Origin of the sequence: Kutzneria sp. NPDC051319 (genome assembly GCF_040682195.1) — a bacterium.
GTDB lineage: Bacteria > Actinomycetota > Actinomycetes > Mycobacteriales > Pseudonocardiaceae > Kutzneria.
The window spans coordinates 1-15,498 of the sequence record NZ_JBFBAM010000073.1; the positions used below are offsets into that span (position 1 = coordinate 1).

The window sequence follows — 15,498 nt, forward strand, 5'->3', positions numbered from 1 at the left end:
TCGCAATCCACACCGAACCTGGAGGCCCTCCCTCATTTCAACATCATCGGCTCACGTGTCCACCCGTTCACAACCTCCCGGGGCAGTACAGCTAGCGCTTGGCGGCGACGAGGAGGCCGTCGCCCACCGGGAGCATGATCGACACCAGGCGGTCGTCCTCGCGGACGGCCTTGTTGGTCTCGCGGATGGCCTGGGTCTCGGCGTCCCGGTCGGCGGGATCGGCGACCTTGCCCTTCCAGAAGACGTTGTCGAAGGCGATGACGCCGCCGGGGCGCAGCATCCGGACACCGTGGTCCAGATAGCGCGGGTACTCCTGCTTGGCGGCGTCGACGAAGACCAGGTCGTAGCCGCCGTCGGTCAGCCGGGGCAGCACGTCGAGGGCCTGGCCCATGATCAGGCGGGTGCGACCGGGGCTGATCCGGGCCTCGGAGAAGGCCCGCCGGGCCACCCGCTGGTGCTCGGGCTCCACGTCGATCGAGGTCAGCACGCCGTCACGGGCCATGCCGCCGAGCAGCCACAGGCCGCTCACGCCGGCCCCGGTGCCGATCTCCACGACGGCCTTGGCCTGCAGGGACGCGGCCAGGAAACGCAGGGCGGCCCCGCCGGTGACGCCGACGGGCACACAGCCCAACTCGGTCCCCCGGGCCCGTGCGGCCGAGGTGACCTCGTCCTCGGCGGCGTAGCCGTCCACGTAGTCCCGGAGCGTCACAATGTGCGAGGTTAGCGGCGCGGAGGGCCATTCTGGGTGAACAACCCGCATCGGAGCATTCTCAGACTGCTCTCAGGCCTCTCTCACGATGGTTATAAGCGCGGCGGCGACAGTAGAGGGGAACAACGGGGACGTCCGCCACGTTGTCCCCACCGAAGGGCAGCCGCCCGCTGGAGGTGCCGTACCACCGATGCGCACTCAGACGACCGAACCGGCCGCCGAGCCGGTCGCCGCCGCCCCCGTCGCCGTCGCGCCGGTCGAGGCCGCCTGGACACCGCCGTCGTGGGACGAGGTCGTGCGCGAGCACGCCGACCGGGTCTACCGGCTCGCCTACCGCCTGTCGGGCAACCAGCACGACGCTGAGGACCTCACCCAGGAGACCTTCATCCGGGTGTTCCGCTCGCTGGCCTCCTACAAGCCGGGCACGTTCGAGGGCTGGCTGCACCGCATCACGACGAACCTCTTCCTGGACATGGCCCGCCGCCGCTCACGGCTGCGCATGGAGGGCCTGCCCGAGGACACCGACCGCCTCGTGGGCGACGACCCGAGCCCCGAGCAGGTCTACTCGGACACCCACCTGGACCCCGACCTCCAGTCCGCGTTGGACGAGCTGCCGCCGGAATTCCGGGCCGCTGTAGTGCTTTGTGACGTCGAGGGCCTGTCCTACGATGAAATCGGGGCCACGCTCGGAGTCAAGCTGGGCACCGTGCGCAGCCGCATCCACCGGGGCCGGCAGGCCCTGCGCGCGAGCCTTGAGCGTCGCGCCGAGCTTGCACGGAAGGACGTGGGATGACCGAGCTGCGCGGGTGGAGTCTGCCGAGCCTGCCGGAGCAGCACCTGCTGCCGGACGCGGTGGTGGCCTTCGTCGACGGCGAGCTGTCGGCCACCGCCCATGACCGTGTGGCGGCGCACCTGGCGCGCTGCCCGTTCTGCGCCGCCGAGGCCGCGACCCAGCGGCACGCCCGGTCGGCGATGAAGTCGGCGAACGCGCCGGTCGCCTCGGCCGGCCTGCTGGCCTCGCTGATGTCCATCCCCCAGGACGTGGAGCTGCCCAGCGGCCCCGACAACCTCGCCGTCACCGAGGACGGCCAGCTGGTCACCGTGCTGCGGCCGGGCAAGGCCAGCGAGAAGCTCCGCCCTTTCGGCAGCGGGCCCGCCTTCGGGTCGTCCCAGCCCCTCGGCAGCGGTCCTAACGTCCTGGGCAACCGCGGCGTCTCCCGCCGCACCAAGCAGGGCGCGGGCGTCGTCGTGTCGGGCCTGGTGCTCGGTGCGATCGCCATCGTGACCATGCACGGCGACACCCCGCCGTCCGGCGACAACGTGACCGTGCCGGTGGACGCCAACCAGGTCATGCAGGTGCAGTCGTCGACCACGCCGACCACGGTCACGCAGCTGCCTACACCGTGAATTCACCGCTGGTGAGGCACACTTCCGGTTGATGAACGAGCAGCCGCCCAGCCCCGAACAGTTGCCGGTGACCCCGGTCTCGGGCGTCGACGACGGCGAGGGCCGCCGCATCGGTCCCCGGCCGCTGGACCGCCCGGCCGTCGATCCCTCGCTGACCGCCCAGTTCGGCCGCCCCGACGGTGTGGACAGCGCCTTCGCGCCGCGCGCCGACACGGCCGCCACCAACGGCGCCATCGCGCTCGCCCCGCCGCCGCCCGAGGCGCTGAGCATGGCCTTCGGCCGCCCGGCCAGTGCCGACGACGTGCTGTTGCAGCGTGCGCCCGGTTCCGTCCCGTACGGCTCCGAGCCGACGGTTGAGCCCGTGTTCTGGCCGGACTCCGCCGACCGTGACCCGTGGCGTGACCCGGGGGCCGGCGCGATCCTCGGCCCGCCGGCCGCCGGCGCCGAGAAGGACGGCGAGTCCACGGCCAAGCCGGCCGCCAAGACCGGCCCCATGCTGTCCGTGCCCGAGCTGCTGTTCGGCCGCCGGGTCAAGCCGGCCGCGCTGGCCACGCTGGCCGGGGTGGCGCTGCTGATCGGCGTCGGCGGGGGTGTCGCCGGCTGGGGCATCGCGCAGTCCGGCAACCCGCTGACCAGCTCCGTCACGCTGGCCCAGGTCGACGACCCGGGCAAGAAGCCGGCGCCGGGCTCGGTGGCCGACATCGTCAAGCGCACCCAGGCCGCCGTCGTGCAGATCGAGGTCCAGGTCGGCACCGGCGGCGGGCTCGGCTCCGGCGTCATGATCGACAGCGCCGGCTACATCCTCACCAACAACCACGTGGTCTCGGCGGCGGCGTCCGACCCGTCGGCCACGCTGCGGGTGGTGTTCGCCGACGGGACCAAGACCGACGGCAAGATCGTCGGCCGCGACCCCAAGACCGACCTCGCGGTGGTGAAGGTCGCCGTGACCAATCCGACCGTGATCCAGCTCGGCAAGTCCGGCAACCTGTCCGTCGGCGACGAGGTCATCGCCATCGGCTCGCCGCTCGGCCTGTCCAGCAGCGTCACCAGCGGCATCGTCAGCGCCGTCAACCGGCCGCTGCAGGCCGCGGGCGACGGCGGCGACCCGCCCGTCACCTACGACGCCATCCAGACCGACGCCGCCATCAACCACGGCAACTCCGGCGGCGCGCTGCTGGACGACACCGGTGCGCTGGTCGGCATCAACAGCGCCATCCTGTCGGCCGGCGGCCCCGACGGCGGCTCCATCGGCATCGGCTTCGCCATCCCGATCGACTTCGCGCGGCGCATCGCCCAGGGTCTGATCAAGGACGGCCAGGTCAAGCACGCCGACATCGGCCTCAACGCGCGGTCGGTCTCGGCCGTGTCCACCGACGGCGCCCAGGTCCAGAACGTCAAGCAGGGCGGGGCGGCGGCCAAGGCCGGCATCGCCGAGGGCGACGTGATCACCAACTTCGCCGGGCGGACCATCCGCACGGCCGACGAACTCAGCGTCGCGATCATCGAGCGGACCATCGGCGAGACCGTTCCGGTCACGATCGTCAGGCAAGGGCGGCAGATGGTGCTACAGGTCACCACGCAGTCGGATTAGGCTGGGGGACGTGTTCGGAATCAGCGGGGGCGAGCTCCTCGTCCTGATCGTCGCCGGCCTGTTCATCCTCGGGCCCGAGCGACTGCCCGGTGCTGCCGCCTGGCTGGCCAACGGCATACGTCAGGTGCGGGACTACGCCACGGGGGCTCGCGACCAGCTCCGGTCGGAGCTCGGCCCGGAGTTCGACGAGCTCCGCAAGCCGCTGGAGGACCTGCGCCAGCTGCGCGAGTTCAACCCCAAACGGGCGTTGACCCGCACGCTGCTGGAGGACTTCCCGACCGAGGACACCAGCTACAAGCCCAACGGCTACCCGGCGGCCGCCGAGCCGCCGGCCGCCCAGCGCCCGGAGCAGCGGCCGCTGTCGCCGGGCGAGCGTCCCCCGTTCGACCCGGACGCCACCTGACCCACGACGCACAGAAGGGGCCTTCCCACATCGGGAGGGCCCCTTCTGCGTGCCGGAGTCTGGTGTTCGGAAGGGACCATTCCTCCACTCGGAGTGTAGGAAGGGTCCCTTCACGTCATCGGTGGCGCTGATGCGAACGATTGCTGTGACGGTAGCGAGCGGCCGAGGGTAGGGCCCGGTGCGCGCCGCCGGGGGCGTAGCCCCGTGATCCGTCAGGGGGCGTCGGGCAGCGGCGGCGAGGCCGCCGCGAGCTGCTCGCACGTGCGACCGAAGGCGGCGATGGCGGTCTCGTCCAGCGCCTCGACGAAGTGACGCACCACGCCGGCCAGGTGCACGCCGGACGCGCTGCGTAACCGGTCGAGTCCCGTCTGGGTGAGCACGGCCACCACGCCGCGGCCATCGCCGTCGGCCCGCTCGCGTGTGACGAGGCCGGTCCGCTCCAGGCGGTCGACCAGTCGGGTGACACCGGAGCGGGACAGCAGCACGGCGTCGGCGAGCTCCGTCATCCGCATCCGACGTCCCGGCGCCTCGGCCAGCTGCACCAGGACGTCGTAGGACGCCAGCGACAGGCTCTGCTCGGCGACGAGCTCGGTCTCCAGATGTCGGACGATGCGGGCGTGCGCCCGCAGGAATGACCGCCACACGGCTAACTCGGTCCGGGTGGGAAGTCGGGTCCTACCTGTGTCCAGCACGACCCACCATGTTACGGAACGCGTCCAGATGGTCGCGCAGTGCCCCTATCGTGATTCGGAGAACTCCGGCTGACCGGTCGGTAACAACGGCTCGTAGCATGGGTCTCGTGACCCCACTCCCCAGTGCCGACGCCGTGCGGGCCGCCCTCGGCGGCGTCCAGGATCCCGAAATCCGCCGCCCGATCACCGAGCTTGGCATGGTGAAGGACGTCACCATCGGCGAAGACGGCGCCGTGACCGTGGCCGTCTTCCTCACGGTGGCAGGTTGTCCGCTGCGAGACAAGATCACCGCGGACGTGACCGCCGCCGTCAGCGCGGTGGCCGGCGTCACCGGCGTCAAGGTCGAGCTGGACGTGATGAACGACCAGCAGCGCTCCGAGCTGCGCAAGTCGCTGCGCGGCGACGCGGCCGAGCCGGTCATCCCGTTCGCCCAACCCGGCTCCCTGACCAGGGTCTACTGCGTCGCGTCCGGCAAGGGCGGCGTCGGCAAGTCCAGCATGACGGTCAACCTCGCCACCGCGATGGCCGCCCGCGGCCTGTCCGTCGGCATCGTCGACGCCGACATCTACGGCCACTCGGTGCCCCGCATGCTGGGCGCCACGGCCCGGCCGACCCAGGTCGAGAAGATGATCATGCCGCCGCAGGCCAACGGCGTGAAGGTCATCTCCATCGGCATGTTCGTGCAGAACAACGCCCCCGTCGTCTGGCGCGGCCCGATGCTGCACCGGGCGCTTCAGCAGTTCCTGGCCGACGTCTTCTGGGGCGACCTGGACGTGCTGCTGCTCGACCTGCCCCCGGGCACCGGCGACATCGCCATCTCGGTCGCGCAGCTCATCCCCAACGCCGAGATCCTGGTCGTGACCACGCCGCAGCAGGCCGCGGCCGAGGTCGCCGAGCGGGCCGGCGCCATCGCCCTGCAGACCCGGCAGCGGGTGGCCGGCGTCATCGAGAACATGTCGTGGATGGACATGCCCGACGGCAGCCGCATGGAGCTGTTCGGCGCCGGCGGCGGCAAGACCGTCGCCGACTCCCTGACCAAGGCGGTCGGCTCGGACGTGCCGCTGCTAGGTCAGGTGCCGCTGGACCCGCGCCTACGGGAATGCGGCGACGCCGGCACCCCGCTCGTGCTGTCCGACCCCGAGGCCCCGGCGGCGAAGGTGCTGACGGACGTGGCCGCGAAGCTCACGGTGCGCTCCCGCGGCCTCGCCGGCCGTCTCCTGTCGGTGAGCCCCGCCGGCCGCTGACCAGGCCCCGAACCGGCCGGCTGCTCACACCAGTGTGCGCAGCCGGCCGAGCCACTCGGCGGCCAGCCGGCGTCCGTCCGGGAGCTGGTCGTCGCGATCCCAGCGCCAGGTGGTGATCATCGCCAGCATCAGGGTCCGGCACTGGTGCAGCAGGCCTTGGTCGACGCCCGGGTAGTGGTCGGCGACCTCGTCGGGGGCATGGGCGAGGTCGAACTCGACAGGCCCGCGGCAGCACGTCTCGAAGTCGATGAACAGCGGGCCGTCGCTCGTGGTGAGGACGTTGCCCGGGTGCGGCTCGCCGTGCAGCAGCTGCTCGGGGCCGCCGGTCAGTCGTTCCGCGCCGTCCAGGACGCGGCTGAGCAGGTCTCGCTCGTCATCCGGGAGGTCCGGGGTGAGGGTGCGGTCGGCCAGCAGCCGCCGGGCCTCCTCGACCCGATCGGTGAAGTGCGGCGCGGGGACGTCGAGGTCGCGCATTCCGGCGTGCAATCGGTGCAGCGCCTGGGCGAAGTCCGCCGGTGAGGCCGGCGGACCAGGCTCGTAGTAGGTCCAGAACGTGATCACGAACCCGTCGCGCTCGTACGGGCGAGGCTCCACACGGGGCTCAAGGGCGGCCGCCGGGCTCCCGACCAGCCGTGACGCGAGGTCGACCTCGAACTGCGCGCTCTGATCCGCCACCGGCGCCACTCGGGCCAGGACATCACCCGGCAGCAGCCGCAGGATCACCTTGTTGGAGTTGCTGAGCACGATCGCGTCCTGGGCGGCCAGGCCCAGCGCCGCAGCGGTTGACAATGTCGAAGTCACCGCTTTTCGCAGGTCAGAAGCCTGCATCGCCCCGCCCTTCGCCCCGTTGACGCCCGCCTCGCCCGGCTCTCACCCCGACTGCCAGGTTGATCTGCTCTCCTGGTTCGGGGGCAGCTCGATTCGAAGATCAACTCTTGTGTGCTACGGACTCCTCGTCGTCCCACCTCGGGTCGTCCCGGATCTGCTCGGCCGAGGGCGTGGAGGACTTGCGGGTCCGCTCCCGCTTCTTGCCGCCGGCCAGCTCGGCCCGCAGCCGGTCGAGCTCGCCCCGCAGGTAGTCACGGGTGGCCACCTCGCCGACGGCGATGCGCAGCGCCGCCAGCTCCCGGGCCATGAACTCGGTGTCCGCCTTGGTCTGGGCGGCCCGGGCCCGGTCCTCCTCCAGCGAGATCCGGTCCCGGTCGTCCTGGCGGTTCTGGGCCAGCAGGATCAGCGGGGCGGCGTACGCGGCCTGGGTGGAGAACGCCAGGTTGAGCAGGATGAACGGATAGGGGTCCCACTGGAGGCTGAGCATGAACAGGTTCAGCGCGATCCAGACGATCACGATCAGCGTCTGCCAGAACAGGAACTTGCCGGTCCCCAGGAAGCGGGCCAGCCGCTCGGAGAACCGGCCGAACGCCTCCGGGTCCACCTCGATGGCCCACCGCCGGGGCGCGCGGGGCTGGTCGAGCCGCCGGCGCGAGGTCAGCTCAGGCATTGGCGACACCCTCCTCCTCGTGGTGCAGGGTCTCCCGCCAGTCCTCGGGCAGCAGATGGTCCAGCACGTCGTCAACGGTGACCGCGCCCAGCAGGTGGTCCTCGTCGTCCACCACGGGCGCGCACACCAGGTTGTAGGTCGCGAAGTACTTCGTCACCTCGATGAGGGACGCGGTCGGCCGCAGCCGGGGCAGGTCGGTGTCCAGCGCGCCGGCGACCAGGCTGGACGGCGGCTCCCGCAGCAGCCGCTGTAGGTGGACGCAGCCGAGGTACCGGCCGGTAGGCGTGGCGGTCGGCGGCCGGCAGACGAAGACCATGCTCGACAGGGCCGGCGTGTGCTCGGGATTGCGGGCCCGGGCCAGCGCCTCGGCGATGGTGGCGTCCGGGGTCAGCGCGACCGGCTCGGGCGTCATCAGGCCGCCCGCGGTGTCGAAGGAGTACTCCAGCAGCCGCCTGACCGGCGCGGACTCCTCCGGCTCCATCAGCTCCAGCAGCCGGTTCTTGTCCGGCTCGGACAGCTCGGACAGCAGGTCGGCGGCGTCGTCCGGGTTCATCGCCTCGAGGATGTCGGCCGCGCGCTCGTCGTCGAGGTGGCCGAGCAGATCCTTCTGGTCGTCCTCGGGCAGCTCCTCGATGACGTCGGCCAGCCGCTCGTCGTCCAGGGCGTCGGCGACCTCGTACCGGCGCTTGATCGGCAGGTCGCGCAGGGCGTTGGCCACATCGGCGGCCCGCATCCGGTCGAACTGGGCCAGCAGCTGCTGGGCGCCCTGCGGTTGTGAGGACAGCTCGGCCATGCCGAGACCGTCCACGTCCTCCCAGCGCAGCACCTGCACCGGGCCGCGGCGGCCCAGCCGCCCCGTTCGCTCTCGGACGGCCACGCGGCTGATCTCCCAGTCGCGGGTCCGGGTCGGCTCCATGGCGGCGTCCATGATGACGGCGCTGACCGTGCCGCCCTCGATGCCGACCCGGGCGTCCAACAATTGCCCGACGGCGACAACTTCGTTGGGGCGCTGGTGGAAGTGGCGCATGTTCACCGAACCGGTGGACAGCACCACGGCGTGCGGCTCGATGCCGGCCACCCGCAGCATCGGCACGAAGATGCGCCGCCGGGTCACCAGCTCGACCACGATGCCCAGCACCCGCGGCGGCAGGCGGTCCGCCCGGAGGCTGGCCACCACGTCGCGCACCTTGCCGATCGCCTCGCCGTCCGGGCCGAATACCGGCAATCCGGCCAGTTGGGCGACAAAAATCCTGTCTGTGGCTGCCACAGGCAAAGGCTAACGTTGTCCCGTGCCGACGCTGCGTTTCGACGTCCTCGACGTGTTCACCGACACCCCCTTCTCCGGCAATCAGCTCGCCGTGGTCCACGGCGCCGACGCGCTGTCCGCCGGGCAGATGCGCACCATCGCCGCCGAGTTCGGCTACGCGGAGACGACCTTCCCGCTGCCGCCGACCCAGCCCGGGGCCGACTACCGGGTGCGGATCTTCACCCCCGCCGAGGAGCTGCCCTTCGCCGGCCATCCGAGCGTCGGCACCTCCTGGCTGCTGGCCCGTGACGGCGTGATCGGCGTCGGGCCGGCCGTCCAGGAGTGCCTGGCCGGCCTGCTGCCCGTCGTCGTCGACGCCCGTGGCTCGCGGATCAGCGGCGGCCGGCGCACGGTCGGCGCCCGGTTGGATCGCGCCGCGGTGGCGGCCGCCGTCGGGTTGACCGTCGACGATCTGTCCGATGTGGACCCCGGTCATGCCGGTTGTGGCCTGGAATTCGCCTACTTGGGGGTTAAGCCCGATGCCGTGGGCCGGGCGGTCGCCGACCGGGCGGCGATGCGGGCCGCCGGCGTCGACCACGGCGTGGAGGTCTTCTCCCTGGTCGACGGCGAGGCCCACGTCCGGATGTTCGGCTACCAGGGCGAGGACGCCGCCACCGGCTCCGCCGCGCTGGGCCTGTGCGTGTTCGCCATCGACCGCGGCCTGATCGCCGAGACGGCCGACATCGTTGTGCGCCAGGGCATCGAGATGGGCCGACCGTCCACTCTGTACTGCTCCGTCACCCCCGAAGCCGCCACCGTCCGCGGCGACGTCGTCCACATAGCCAGCGGCCAACTCACCTTCTAACCCCGGCGAGTCACGCTCTCAGACACACCGAAATACGGTTTCGGGCAGAACTGCGCCGCAGGTCTCAGAACTGCTCGAAACCGTATTTCGCACTGCCGGAGAGCGTGACTCGCGGGGTGTTAAGTGGCGAGGGTGGTGGCTATGGACTGGCAGGTGGTGTTGACCCAGCCGTCGGCCTGGTGCCAGTTGACCACCGCGGAGACGAAGGACCAGGCCCTGGCCTTGTCGGCGTCGAGCTCCTCGATCTCCACCAGCAGGTCGAGGCGGTGCCGCAAGCGATCGGGCTCGAAGCGGTTCCACAGCAGCGTGGCCAGGCCGAACTCGGGGTCGCCGACCAGCACCTTGGGGTCGATCACCAGCCACGGCTCGCGGTCGCCGGCCAGGATGTTCTCGAAGTGCTGGTCCTCGTTGACCATCACGGTGCCCGAGGCCGGCCCCAGGGCGCGGCAGATGTCCACGGCCTCGTCGATGATCCGGCGCGGAATGCCCTCGGCGGTCGGCAACTGCTCGGCCCAGCGGCGGGCGTTGGCCCGCAGGGTGCGCATGCCGTCCGGGCCGGGCCGCCGCAGCCGTCGGCGCAGGTCCCCGGCGATCAGCAGTGCGTCCTCGATGGGTTGGCCGGTAAGGGTTTCCGGGTGCAGCCGCTCCAGCAGCAGCACGCCCTCCTCGCCGTGATGGTCGAGCAGTCGCACGGCCCCTTCACCGTCCCATATGGACAGTGCGAGCCACTCGTGCTCGGATTCCTCGTGCGGCAGACCGAGTTTGAGCATCGCCGGCGTGCCGTCGGCTCGTCGCACCGGCTGCACCACGCTGCAGAACCCGTTCAGCGGCGCGCCGGCCGACGTCAGGTCCCAGCGGTCGAGGTATTCGGCGTACAGCTCCGGCAGGCCGAGCAGCCAGCGGGTGGCGTTGTCATCGCCCCAGCTCAGCACCGTGTCCGTGAAATCCTTGGGAATCCGGATCAAGTCGGTACACCTCAGTCCAGGCCGGCTCGGCGTTGAGTCTGGCGGCCCGAAGCGCGTCCGTCACCTCTTTTTCCGGCTCGACCAGGGCGGCCGTGGCGCGGACGTCGGCCAGGTGGGAGTGCGTGGTGGGGGAGCGAACCGTGATCGTGCAGGTCACGCCGTCGCGCAGGCCCGGCACCTGCTGCTCGTCGCCGCCGACCGCCACCCACAGGGCCCCGTCGCGCCACAGCGCCCACACCAGCCGTGGGCCCGAGTCCACGGTGATCCACACGGCGGCGGCCTTGCGCAGGGCGTTGTCGAGCAGACGGGTCATCTCCACCGGTTCAGCTTCGCACGGGGCTGTGACGGGTGACTCAGCGAATGGCGGGCACCCTCCGGCCGTGCCAGCATCGCCGTAAGTTACCGGTCAGTACCGAGCTGACTTCCTCTTGGGAGGTACCGCCGTGCCGCGTCCCCGCCGATCCTGCCTCGCCGTCCCCGGCTCCAGCCAGAAGATGATCGACAAGGCCCGGACGCTCCCGGCCGACCAGGTCTTCCTCGACCTGGAGGACGCCTGCGCGCCGCTGGCCAAGCCGGCCGCCCGCAAGACCATCGTGGCCGCGCTCAACGAGGGCGGCTGGGGCGAGCGGACCCGGGTGGTGCGGGTCAACGACTGGACCACCGAGTGGACCTACCGGGACGTGGTCGAGGTCGTCGAGGGGGCCGGGGCCAACCTGGACTGCCTGATGCTGCCCAAGGTGCAGACCGCCCAGCAGGTGCAGGCGCTGGACCTGCTGCTCACCCAGATCGAGAAGACCATGGGCTACGAGGTCGGCCGCATCGGCATCGAGGCCCAGATCGAGAACGCCCGCGGCCTGGTCGAGGTCGACGCCATCGCCACCGCCTCGCCCCGGGTCGAGACCATCATCTTCGGGCCGGCGGACTTCATGGCCTCCATCAACATGAAGTCCCTCGTCGTCGGCGAGCAGCCCCCCGGCTACGACGTCGGCGACGCCTACCACTACATCCTCATGCGGATCCTGATGGCCGCCCGCGCCAACGACGTGCAGGCCATCGACGGCCCCTACCTTCAGATCCGCGACGTCGACGGCTTCCGCCGCGTCGCCGGCCGCGCCGCCGCCCTCGGCTACGACGGCAAGTGGGTCCTGCACCCCGGCCAGATCGACGCCGCCAACGCCGTCTTCAGCCCCGACCAGTCCGACTACGACCACGCCGAGAACATCCTCGACGCCTACGAGTTCTTCACCTCCGACCGCGGCGGCCAGCGCGGCGCCGTCATGCTCGGCGACGAGATGATCGACGAGGCCTCCCGCAAGATGGCCCTCGTGATCGCCGGCAAGGGCCGCGCCGCCGCCATGACCCGCACCGACAAGTGGACCCCGCCGGTGGAGTGATCCGGCCGAGGGATCTCGGCCTCTCGACCATTTCGAGCTCGGCCGACTCGGGCGTCAGTCGCGGAGCTCAAGCGTGCCTTCGGCGACGTCACCGGTGTCGGGAGTATTAGGCATACGATGCGAAGGAACGGGCAGGCGGCGCGGTCCTGGGGGTGGATAAGGTGACCACCTCCAAAGGAAGGCGTCAGCGAAATGAGAGAGGTCGATCTCGGATCGGCGGGTCTCCGGGTGCCCGCGATCGGATTGGGCTGCATGGGGATGTCGGAGTTCTACGGCTCGTCATCGGAGGCGCAGAATCTTCGCGTTCTCGATCGGGCGGCCGACATCGGGTGCACGTTCTGGGACACGTCGGACATGTACGGCCCGTTCACCAATGAGATCCTGTTGTCGAAGGCGATCAAGGGCCGCCGCGACCGAATCACCTTGGCGACGAAGTTCGGCGTGTCCCGCGACACGGACGGCGGCTGGCAAGGCGTCAGCGGGCGGGCGGACTACGTGAAAGCTTGTTGCGATGCCTCGCTGGAGCGCCTCGGGACCGACCATATCGACCTCTACTACCAGCATCGCGTCGACCCCGGCACGCCGATCGAGGAGACGGTCGGCGCCATGGCCGAACTCGTCGAGGCGGGAAAGGTGCGCTACATCGGCCTTTCCGAAGCGGACCCGGAAACCATCGATCGCGCTCATGCGGTGCATCCCGTCAGCGCACTCCAGACCGAGTACTCGCTGTGGTCGCGACACGTCGAGGTCGACATTCTGCCCACGACCAAGCGCCTGGGCATCGGGTTTGTCGCCTACAGCCCGCTTGGTCGAGGCTTCCTGTCGGGGGCGATTCGGTCGCGGGCCGACCTTGAGCCCGGCGACTGGCGATTGGCGAATCCGCGGTTCACCGAGGAGGCGATCGCCACGAACAGCCGGTTGGCCGCCGGGGTTTCCGACATCGCGGCGGAGCTCGAGGCCAGCGCCGCACAGGTGGCATTGGCCTGGGTGCTGTCGCGCCATGACTCGCTTGCGGCGATACCGGGAACGCGGAAAACCGAACGCCTGGCGGAGAACTGGGCAGCGGGCGACGTGACTCTGTCGACGGAGCACCGGCGTCGGCTCGAGTCCCTTATCGATGATGGTGTGGTCGGCAGTCGGTTCTAGCCGGCCGCGTCGGCCAGGTCCTGGCTCGGGGGAAACCCGAACTTGCGCGTGTACTCGCGGCTGAACTGGCTCGGGCTCTCGTAGCCGACGTCGTACGCCGCGGTGGTCACCATGGCGCCGCCCGTCTTCAGCAGCCGCCGCGCCTCAAGCAGGCGAAGCTCCTTCTGGTACTGCAGCGGCGTCGTCGATGTGATCGTCTTGAAGTGCTTGTGGAACGACGTCGCGCTCATGCCGACCCGCCGCGCGAGATCCGGCACGGAGATCGGCGAGCGGATGTCGTCGCGAATATAGCCGATAGCGCGGGCGATCGCGCTCGCATTGCTGTCGCGGCGAACGAGACTGCGAAGCATGCCGCCGAAAGGAGCCGTCAACAGGCGGTAATGGATTTCCTTCGCGGTGAGCGTGCCGAGCACCTTCGCGTCCGCGGGTGTGTCGGCGATCGCCAGGTATCGGAACAAAGCGTCCAACAGCCCGGGATCGGCCTGATGAGTCTCCGCCGCGCGGGCGTGGTCATCGTCGAGCATTGAGTCGGCGATGCTGTCGTGGAGTTCTCTGATTGAGGCGATGTCCACTTCGAGCACCAGGGCCAGATAAGGGGCCTGCGTGATTCTGGACCACACCGGCAGGTCGTGACTCACGAGGAGGCACTCGCCCGGACCGAGCGACAACATCCGCTCACCGGTCATCACCTCTTTCCCGCCTTGCAGGATCAGGCACAGGACGGGCTCGTAGAGCGAGGCTTCCAGTGTGCCGGTTGCGCTGTGTCGGAGGATGTGAAGGCCGTTGATCGGCCGGACGACCTGGTGACGGCCATTCGCGGCCATGGCAAGACGACGGGAAGCTTCGTCGACGAGTCGTTCCAGGTGCACGGTTCGGCCTCCGTTGACGTCCCGGCAGGGCCGCTGGGACCAGGGCATTCTCTCAAAAATGTGTATGAGTGGGCAAGCCGTTTCGGCGGGTTGCCGGTCGAGTGTCAAGGAGAAACGAATGAGAACCACAAAGCTGACCGCGGGCGTCGAAATCCCCTACCTCGGTTTCGGCACGTACCTCATCGATGACGGCGCGGTTGCCGCGGCGGTGAGTGAGGCTGTTCGCGCCGGCTACCGCCACATCGACACCGCGGAGGGCTATCAGAACGAATCGGGCGTCGGCGTCGGCATCAGGCAGGCGCTCGAGTCCGAAGCGCTGGCGCGGAGCGATCTTTTCGTCACCACGAAACTCTGGCCCGGGAATCCGGCCTGGGGGCAGCCGGCGAAAACCACCGAAGCCACGGTGGCATCGCTCGACGAGAGCCTCGAACGGCTCGGGTTGGACTACGTGGACCTCTACCTGATCCACGTGCCGATCGAACGCGAGCACCGACTCGCCCAGTGGGGCGGTCTCGTCGAGTTGCAGCGGCAGGGCAAGGCGCGCGCGATCGGCGTCAGCAACTTCGGCATCGGGCACATCGAGGAGCTGACCGCGGCCGGCCTGCCCGCGCCGGCGGCCAACCAGGTCGAGCTTCATCCGTGGTCGCAGAAGCCCGAGCTGGTTCGCTACCTCCGGGACAACGCGATCACGCCCATCGCCTACAGCAGCCTGGTGCCGCTCGCCACCTGGCGTACCGCCGACGGGCACGACAGTGCGAAGTCGGACCAGATGAAGGTCGACGGCGCGCAGGCGGACACCCCGTTCAAGGTGATGGCCCGGAAGTACGGCGTCGGCGAGGCGCAGGTCCTGCTGCGCTGGGCCGTCCAGCAGGGATATCCGGTGCTGCCGAAGAGCACCGATCCCGAGCGCGTCCGGCGCAACGCCGACATCTTCGGCTTCGACATCGACGACGAGGACATGGCGGCGATCGAGAAGATGGATCGCGGTGACGGGGTGGCCTGGGCGACGGGCGATCCCACGAAGGCTCCGTGAGCCGGATGTCCTCCGGGGCAGTCTTTCGGGACTGCGGAGCCGGCGGTTTACCGCGTTCCTGGCGTTGTCGATGTATTCGGCACCGCTAGGAACGTGTTACCGTTTGTGAGCCGGATCAAAGATCAGACTACGGAAATCGTGGTATTCGGTCACTGGGTGTGTTTGATCACGGTGACATAACGCACAGAAGGCAACCTTGGTTTGCGTTGGACCCCCGGTATCGGTTCAGGCTGGGGTCATGTCCAAGCACTCGAGAGGGATTCACCTGTTCCGCCGTCGGCGTCACGACGATCTGCTGGAGCGCAGCTTCGTGCCCTGCGGGGGATGCGAGCAGCCGGTGTACGTGTTCGCGGAGCAGTGCCGGTCCTGCGGCGACGCGGTGCAGGTGCGGGCCAGCTGAGCAGCTGAACCGATCGGGTGAGCACCTTCACAGGGT

The 15,498-nt window shown here is 70.0% G+C and carries 18 protein-coding genes; 10 read left to right on the forward strand and 8 right to left on the reverse strand.

Features of this window, described 5'->3' with window-relative positions; translation table 11 throughout:
* Positions 1-91: 91 nt before the first annotated feature.
* Entirely contained in the window at positions 92-709 is a 618-nt protein-coding gene (locus AB0M73_RS40810) for an O-methyltransferase (RefSeq protein ID WP_363903303.1), read from the reverse strand.
* A 190-nt stretch (positions 710-899) separates the two neighbouring features.
* On the opposite strand from AB0M73_RS40810, the gene sigE reads away from it, so the two are divergent.
* Genes sigE through tatB form a run of 4 tightly spaced genes read left to right on the forward strand, consistent with a single transcriptional unit; the run spans position 900 to position 4,110 of the window.
* Positions 900-1,502: an RNA polymerase sigma factor SigE gene (sigE, locus tag AB0M73_RS40815; RefSeq protein WP_043719082.1), complete on the forward strand. Its 603-nt coding sequence runs from the start codon at positions 900-902 to the stop codon at positions 1,500-1,502.
* The gene (locus AB0M73_RS40820) at positions 1,499-2,116 is read left to right on the forward strand and encodes a zf-HC2 domain-containing protein (RefSeq protein WP_363903307.1); all 618 of its coding nucleotides are present in this window, start codon (positions 1,499-1,501) and stop codon (positions 2,114-2,116) included. Before sigE ends, AB0M73_RS40820 begins: the two co-directional genes overlap by 4 nt.
* Before the next feature lie 31 nt (positions 2,117-2,147).
* Positions 2,148-3,707, forward strand: coding sequence for a trypsin-like peptidase domain-containing protein (locus AB0M73_RS40825; protein ID WP_363903310.1), 1,560 nt, complete (start codon positions 2,148-2,150; stop codon positions 3,705-3,707).
* 10 nt (positions 3,708-3,717) lie between these two features.
* Positions 3,718-4,110 (forward strand): Sec-independent protein translocase protein TatB, encoded by a 393-nt coding sequence (tatB, locus tag AB0M73_RS40830; protein WP_043719078.1) that lies wholly within the window; start codon positions 3,718-3,720, stop codon positions 4,108-4,110.
* Positions 4,111-4,322: 212 nt separating this feature from the next.
* Here tatB and AB0M73_RS40835 read toward each other — a convergent pair whose 3' ends face one another.
* Complete coding sequence (locus AB0M73_RS40835; protein WP_363903313.1) at positions 4,323-4,802, reverse strand: MarR family transcriptional regulator; 480 nt, start codon at positions 4,800-4,802, stop codon at positions 4,323-4,325.
* Between the two features lie 98 nt (positions 4,803-4,900).
* On the opposite strand from AB0M73_RS40835, the gene AB0M73_RS40840 reads away from it, so the two are divergent.
* Positions 4,901-6,046: an Mrp/NBP35 family ATP-binding protein gene (locus AB0M73_RS40840; RefSeq protein ID WP_363903316.1), complete on the forward strand. Its 1,146-nt coding sequence runs from the start codon at positions 4,901-4,903 to the stop codon at positions 6,044-6,046.
* A gap of 24 nt (positions 6,047-6,070) precedes the next feature.
* On the opposite strand, the gene AB0M73_RS40845 is transcribed toward AB0M73_RS40840, so the two are convergent.
* From AB0M73_RS40845 to AB0M73_RS40855, 3 genes are all read right to left on the reverse strand, one after another.
* Entirely contained in the window at positions 6,071-6,835 is a 765-nt protein-coding gene (locus AB0M73_RS40845; protein WP_363903319.1) for an aminoglycoside phosphotransferase family protein, read from the reverse strand.
* Positions 6,836-6,974: 139 nt separating this feature from the next.
* A complete protein-coding gene (locus AB0M73_RS40850; RefSeq protein WP_363903322.1) occupies positions 6,975-7,544 on the reverse strand; it encodes a DUF1003 domain-containing protein in 570 nt (189 codons plus the stop codon).
* Positions 7,537-8,811: a CBS domain-containing protein gene (locus AB0M73_RS40855; protein WP_363903325.1), complete on the reverse strand. Its 1,275-nt coding sequence runs from the start codon at positions 8,809-8,811 to the stop codon at positions 7,537-7,539. Before AB0M73_RS40855 ends, AB0M73_RS40850 begins: the two co-directional genes overlap by 8 nt.
* A 22-nt stretch (positions 8,812-8,833) precedes the next feature.
* On the opposite strand from AB0M73_RS40855, the gene AB0M73_RS40860 reads away from it, so the two are divergent.
* Entirely contained in the window at positions 8,834-9,655 is an 822-nt protein-coding gene (locus AB0M73_RS40860) for a PhzF family phenazine biosynthesis protein (protein WP_363903328.1), read from the forward strand.
* 119 nt (positions 9,656-9,774) lie between these two features.
* Here AB0M73_RS40860 and AB0M73_RS40865 read toward each other — a convergent pair whose 3' ends face one another.
* Positions 9,775-10,620, reverse strand: coding sequence for an aminoglycoside phosphotransferase family protein (locus tag AB0M73_RS40865; protein WP_363903330.1), 846 nt, complete (start codon positions 10,618-10,620; stop codon positions 9,775-9,777).
* The gene (locus tag AB0M73_RS40870) at positions 10,568-10,933 is read right to left on the reverse strand and encodes a hypothetical protein (RefSeq protein WP_363903434.1); all 366 of its coding nucleotides are present in this window, start codon (positions 10,931-10,933) and stop codon (positions 10,568-10,570) included. Before AB0M73_RS40870 ends, AB0M73_RS40865 begins: the two co-directional genes overlap by 53 nt.
* A 130-nt stretch (positions 10,934-11,063) precedes the next feature.
* On the opposite strand from AB0M73_RS40870, the gene AB0M73_RS40875 reads away from it, so the two are divergent.
* On the forward strand, positions 11,064-12,014 hold the full coding sequence (locus AB0M73_RS40875) for a CoA ester lyase (RefSeq protein WP_363903333.1): 951 nt from the start codon (positions 11,064-11,066) through the stop codon (positions 12,012-12,014).
* A gap of 192 nt (positions 12,015-12,206) precedes the next feature.
* Complete coding sequence (locus AB0M73_RS40880) at positions 12,207-13,160, forward strand: aldo/keto reductase (RefSeq protein ID WP_363903336.1); 954 nt, start codon at positions 12,207-12,209, stop codon at positions 13,158-13,160.
* Here AB0M73_RS40880 and AB0M73_RS40885 read toward each other — a convergent pair.
* Positions 13,157-14,029 carry an AraC family transcriptional regulator gene (locus AB0M73_RS40885; protein ID WP_363903339.1) on the reverse strand — a complete coding sequence of 291 codons (873 nt, stop codon included), beginning with the start codon at positions 14,027-14,029 and terminating at the stop codon, positions 13,157-13,159. The genes AB0M73_RS40880 and AB0M73_RS40885 overlap by 4 nt on opposite strands.
* A 118-nt stretch (positions 14,030-14,147) precedes the next feature.
* Here AB0M73_RS40885 and AB0M73_RS40890 point away from each other — a divergent pair, with 118 nt between their 5' ends.
* Positions 14,148-15,062 (forward strand): aldo/keto reductase, encoded by a 915-nt coding sequence (locus tag AB0M73_RS40890; protein ID WP_363903342.1) that lies wholly within the window; start codon positions 14,148-14,150, stop codon positions 15,060-15,062.
* Positions 15,063-15,300: 238 nt separating this feature from the next.
* Positions 15,301-15,462 carry a hypothetical protein gene (locus tag AB0M73_RS40895; protein ID WP_363903345.1) on the forward strand — a complete coding sequence of 54 codons (162 nt, stop codon included), beginning with the start codon at positions 15,301-15,303 and terminating at the stop codon, positions 15,460-15,462.
* Positions 15,463-15,498: the final 36 nt, after the last annotated feature.

Bases quoted from the DNA above. Each gene is read 5' to 3' on its own strand.
- sigE (WP_043719082.1), top strand. From the start codon at position 900: ATGCGCACTCAGACGACCGAACCGGCCGCCGAGCCGGTCGCCGCCGCC.
- AB0M73_RS40820 (WP_363903307.1), top strand. From the start codon at position 1,499: ATGACCGAGCTGCGCGGGTGGAGTCTGCCGAGCCTGCCGGAGCAGCAC.
- AB0M73_RS40825 (WP_363903310.1), top strand. From the start codon at position 2,148: ATGAACGAGCAGCCGCCCAGCCCCGAACAGTTGCCGGTGACCCCGGTC.
- AB0M73_RS40840 (WP_363903316.1), top strand. From the start codon at position 4,901: ATGGGTCTCGTGACCCCACTCCCCAGTGCCGACGCCGTGCGGGCCGCC.
- AB0M73_RS40850 (WP_363903322.1), bottom strand. From the start codon at position 7,544: ATGCCTGAGCTGACCTCGCGCCGGCGGCTCGACCAGCCCCGCGCGCCC.
- AB0M73_RS40870 (WP_363903434.1), bottom strand. From the start codon at position 10,933: ATGACCCGTCTGCTCGACAACGCCCTGCGCAAGGCCGCCGCCGTGTGG.
- AB0M73_RS40880 (WP_363903336.1), top strand. From the start codon at position 12,207: ATGAGAGAGGTCGATCTCGGATCGGCGGGTCTCCGGGTGCCCGCGATC.
- AB0M73_RS40890 (WP_363903342.1), top strand. From the start codon at position 14,148: ATGAGAACCACAAAGCTGACCGCGGGCGTCGAAATCCCCTACCTCGGT.
- AB0M73_RS40895 (WP_363903345.1), top strand. From the start codon at position 15,301: ATGTCCAAGCACTCGAGAGGGATTCACCTGTTCCGCCGTCGGCGTCAC.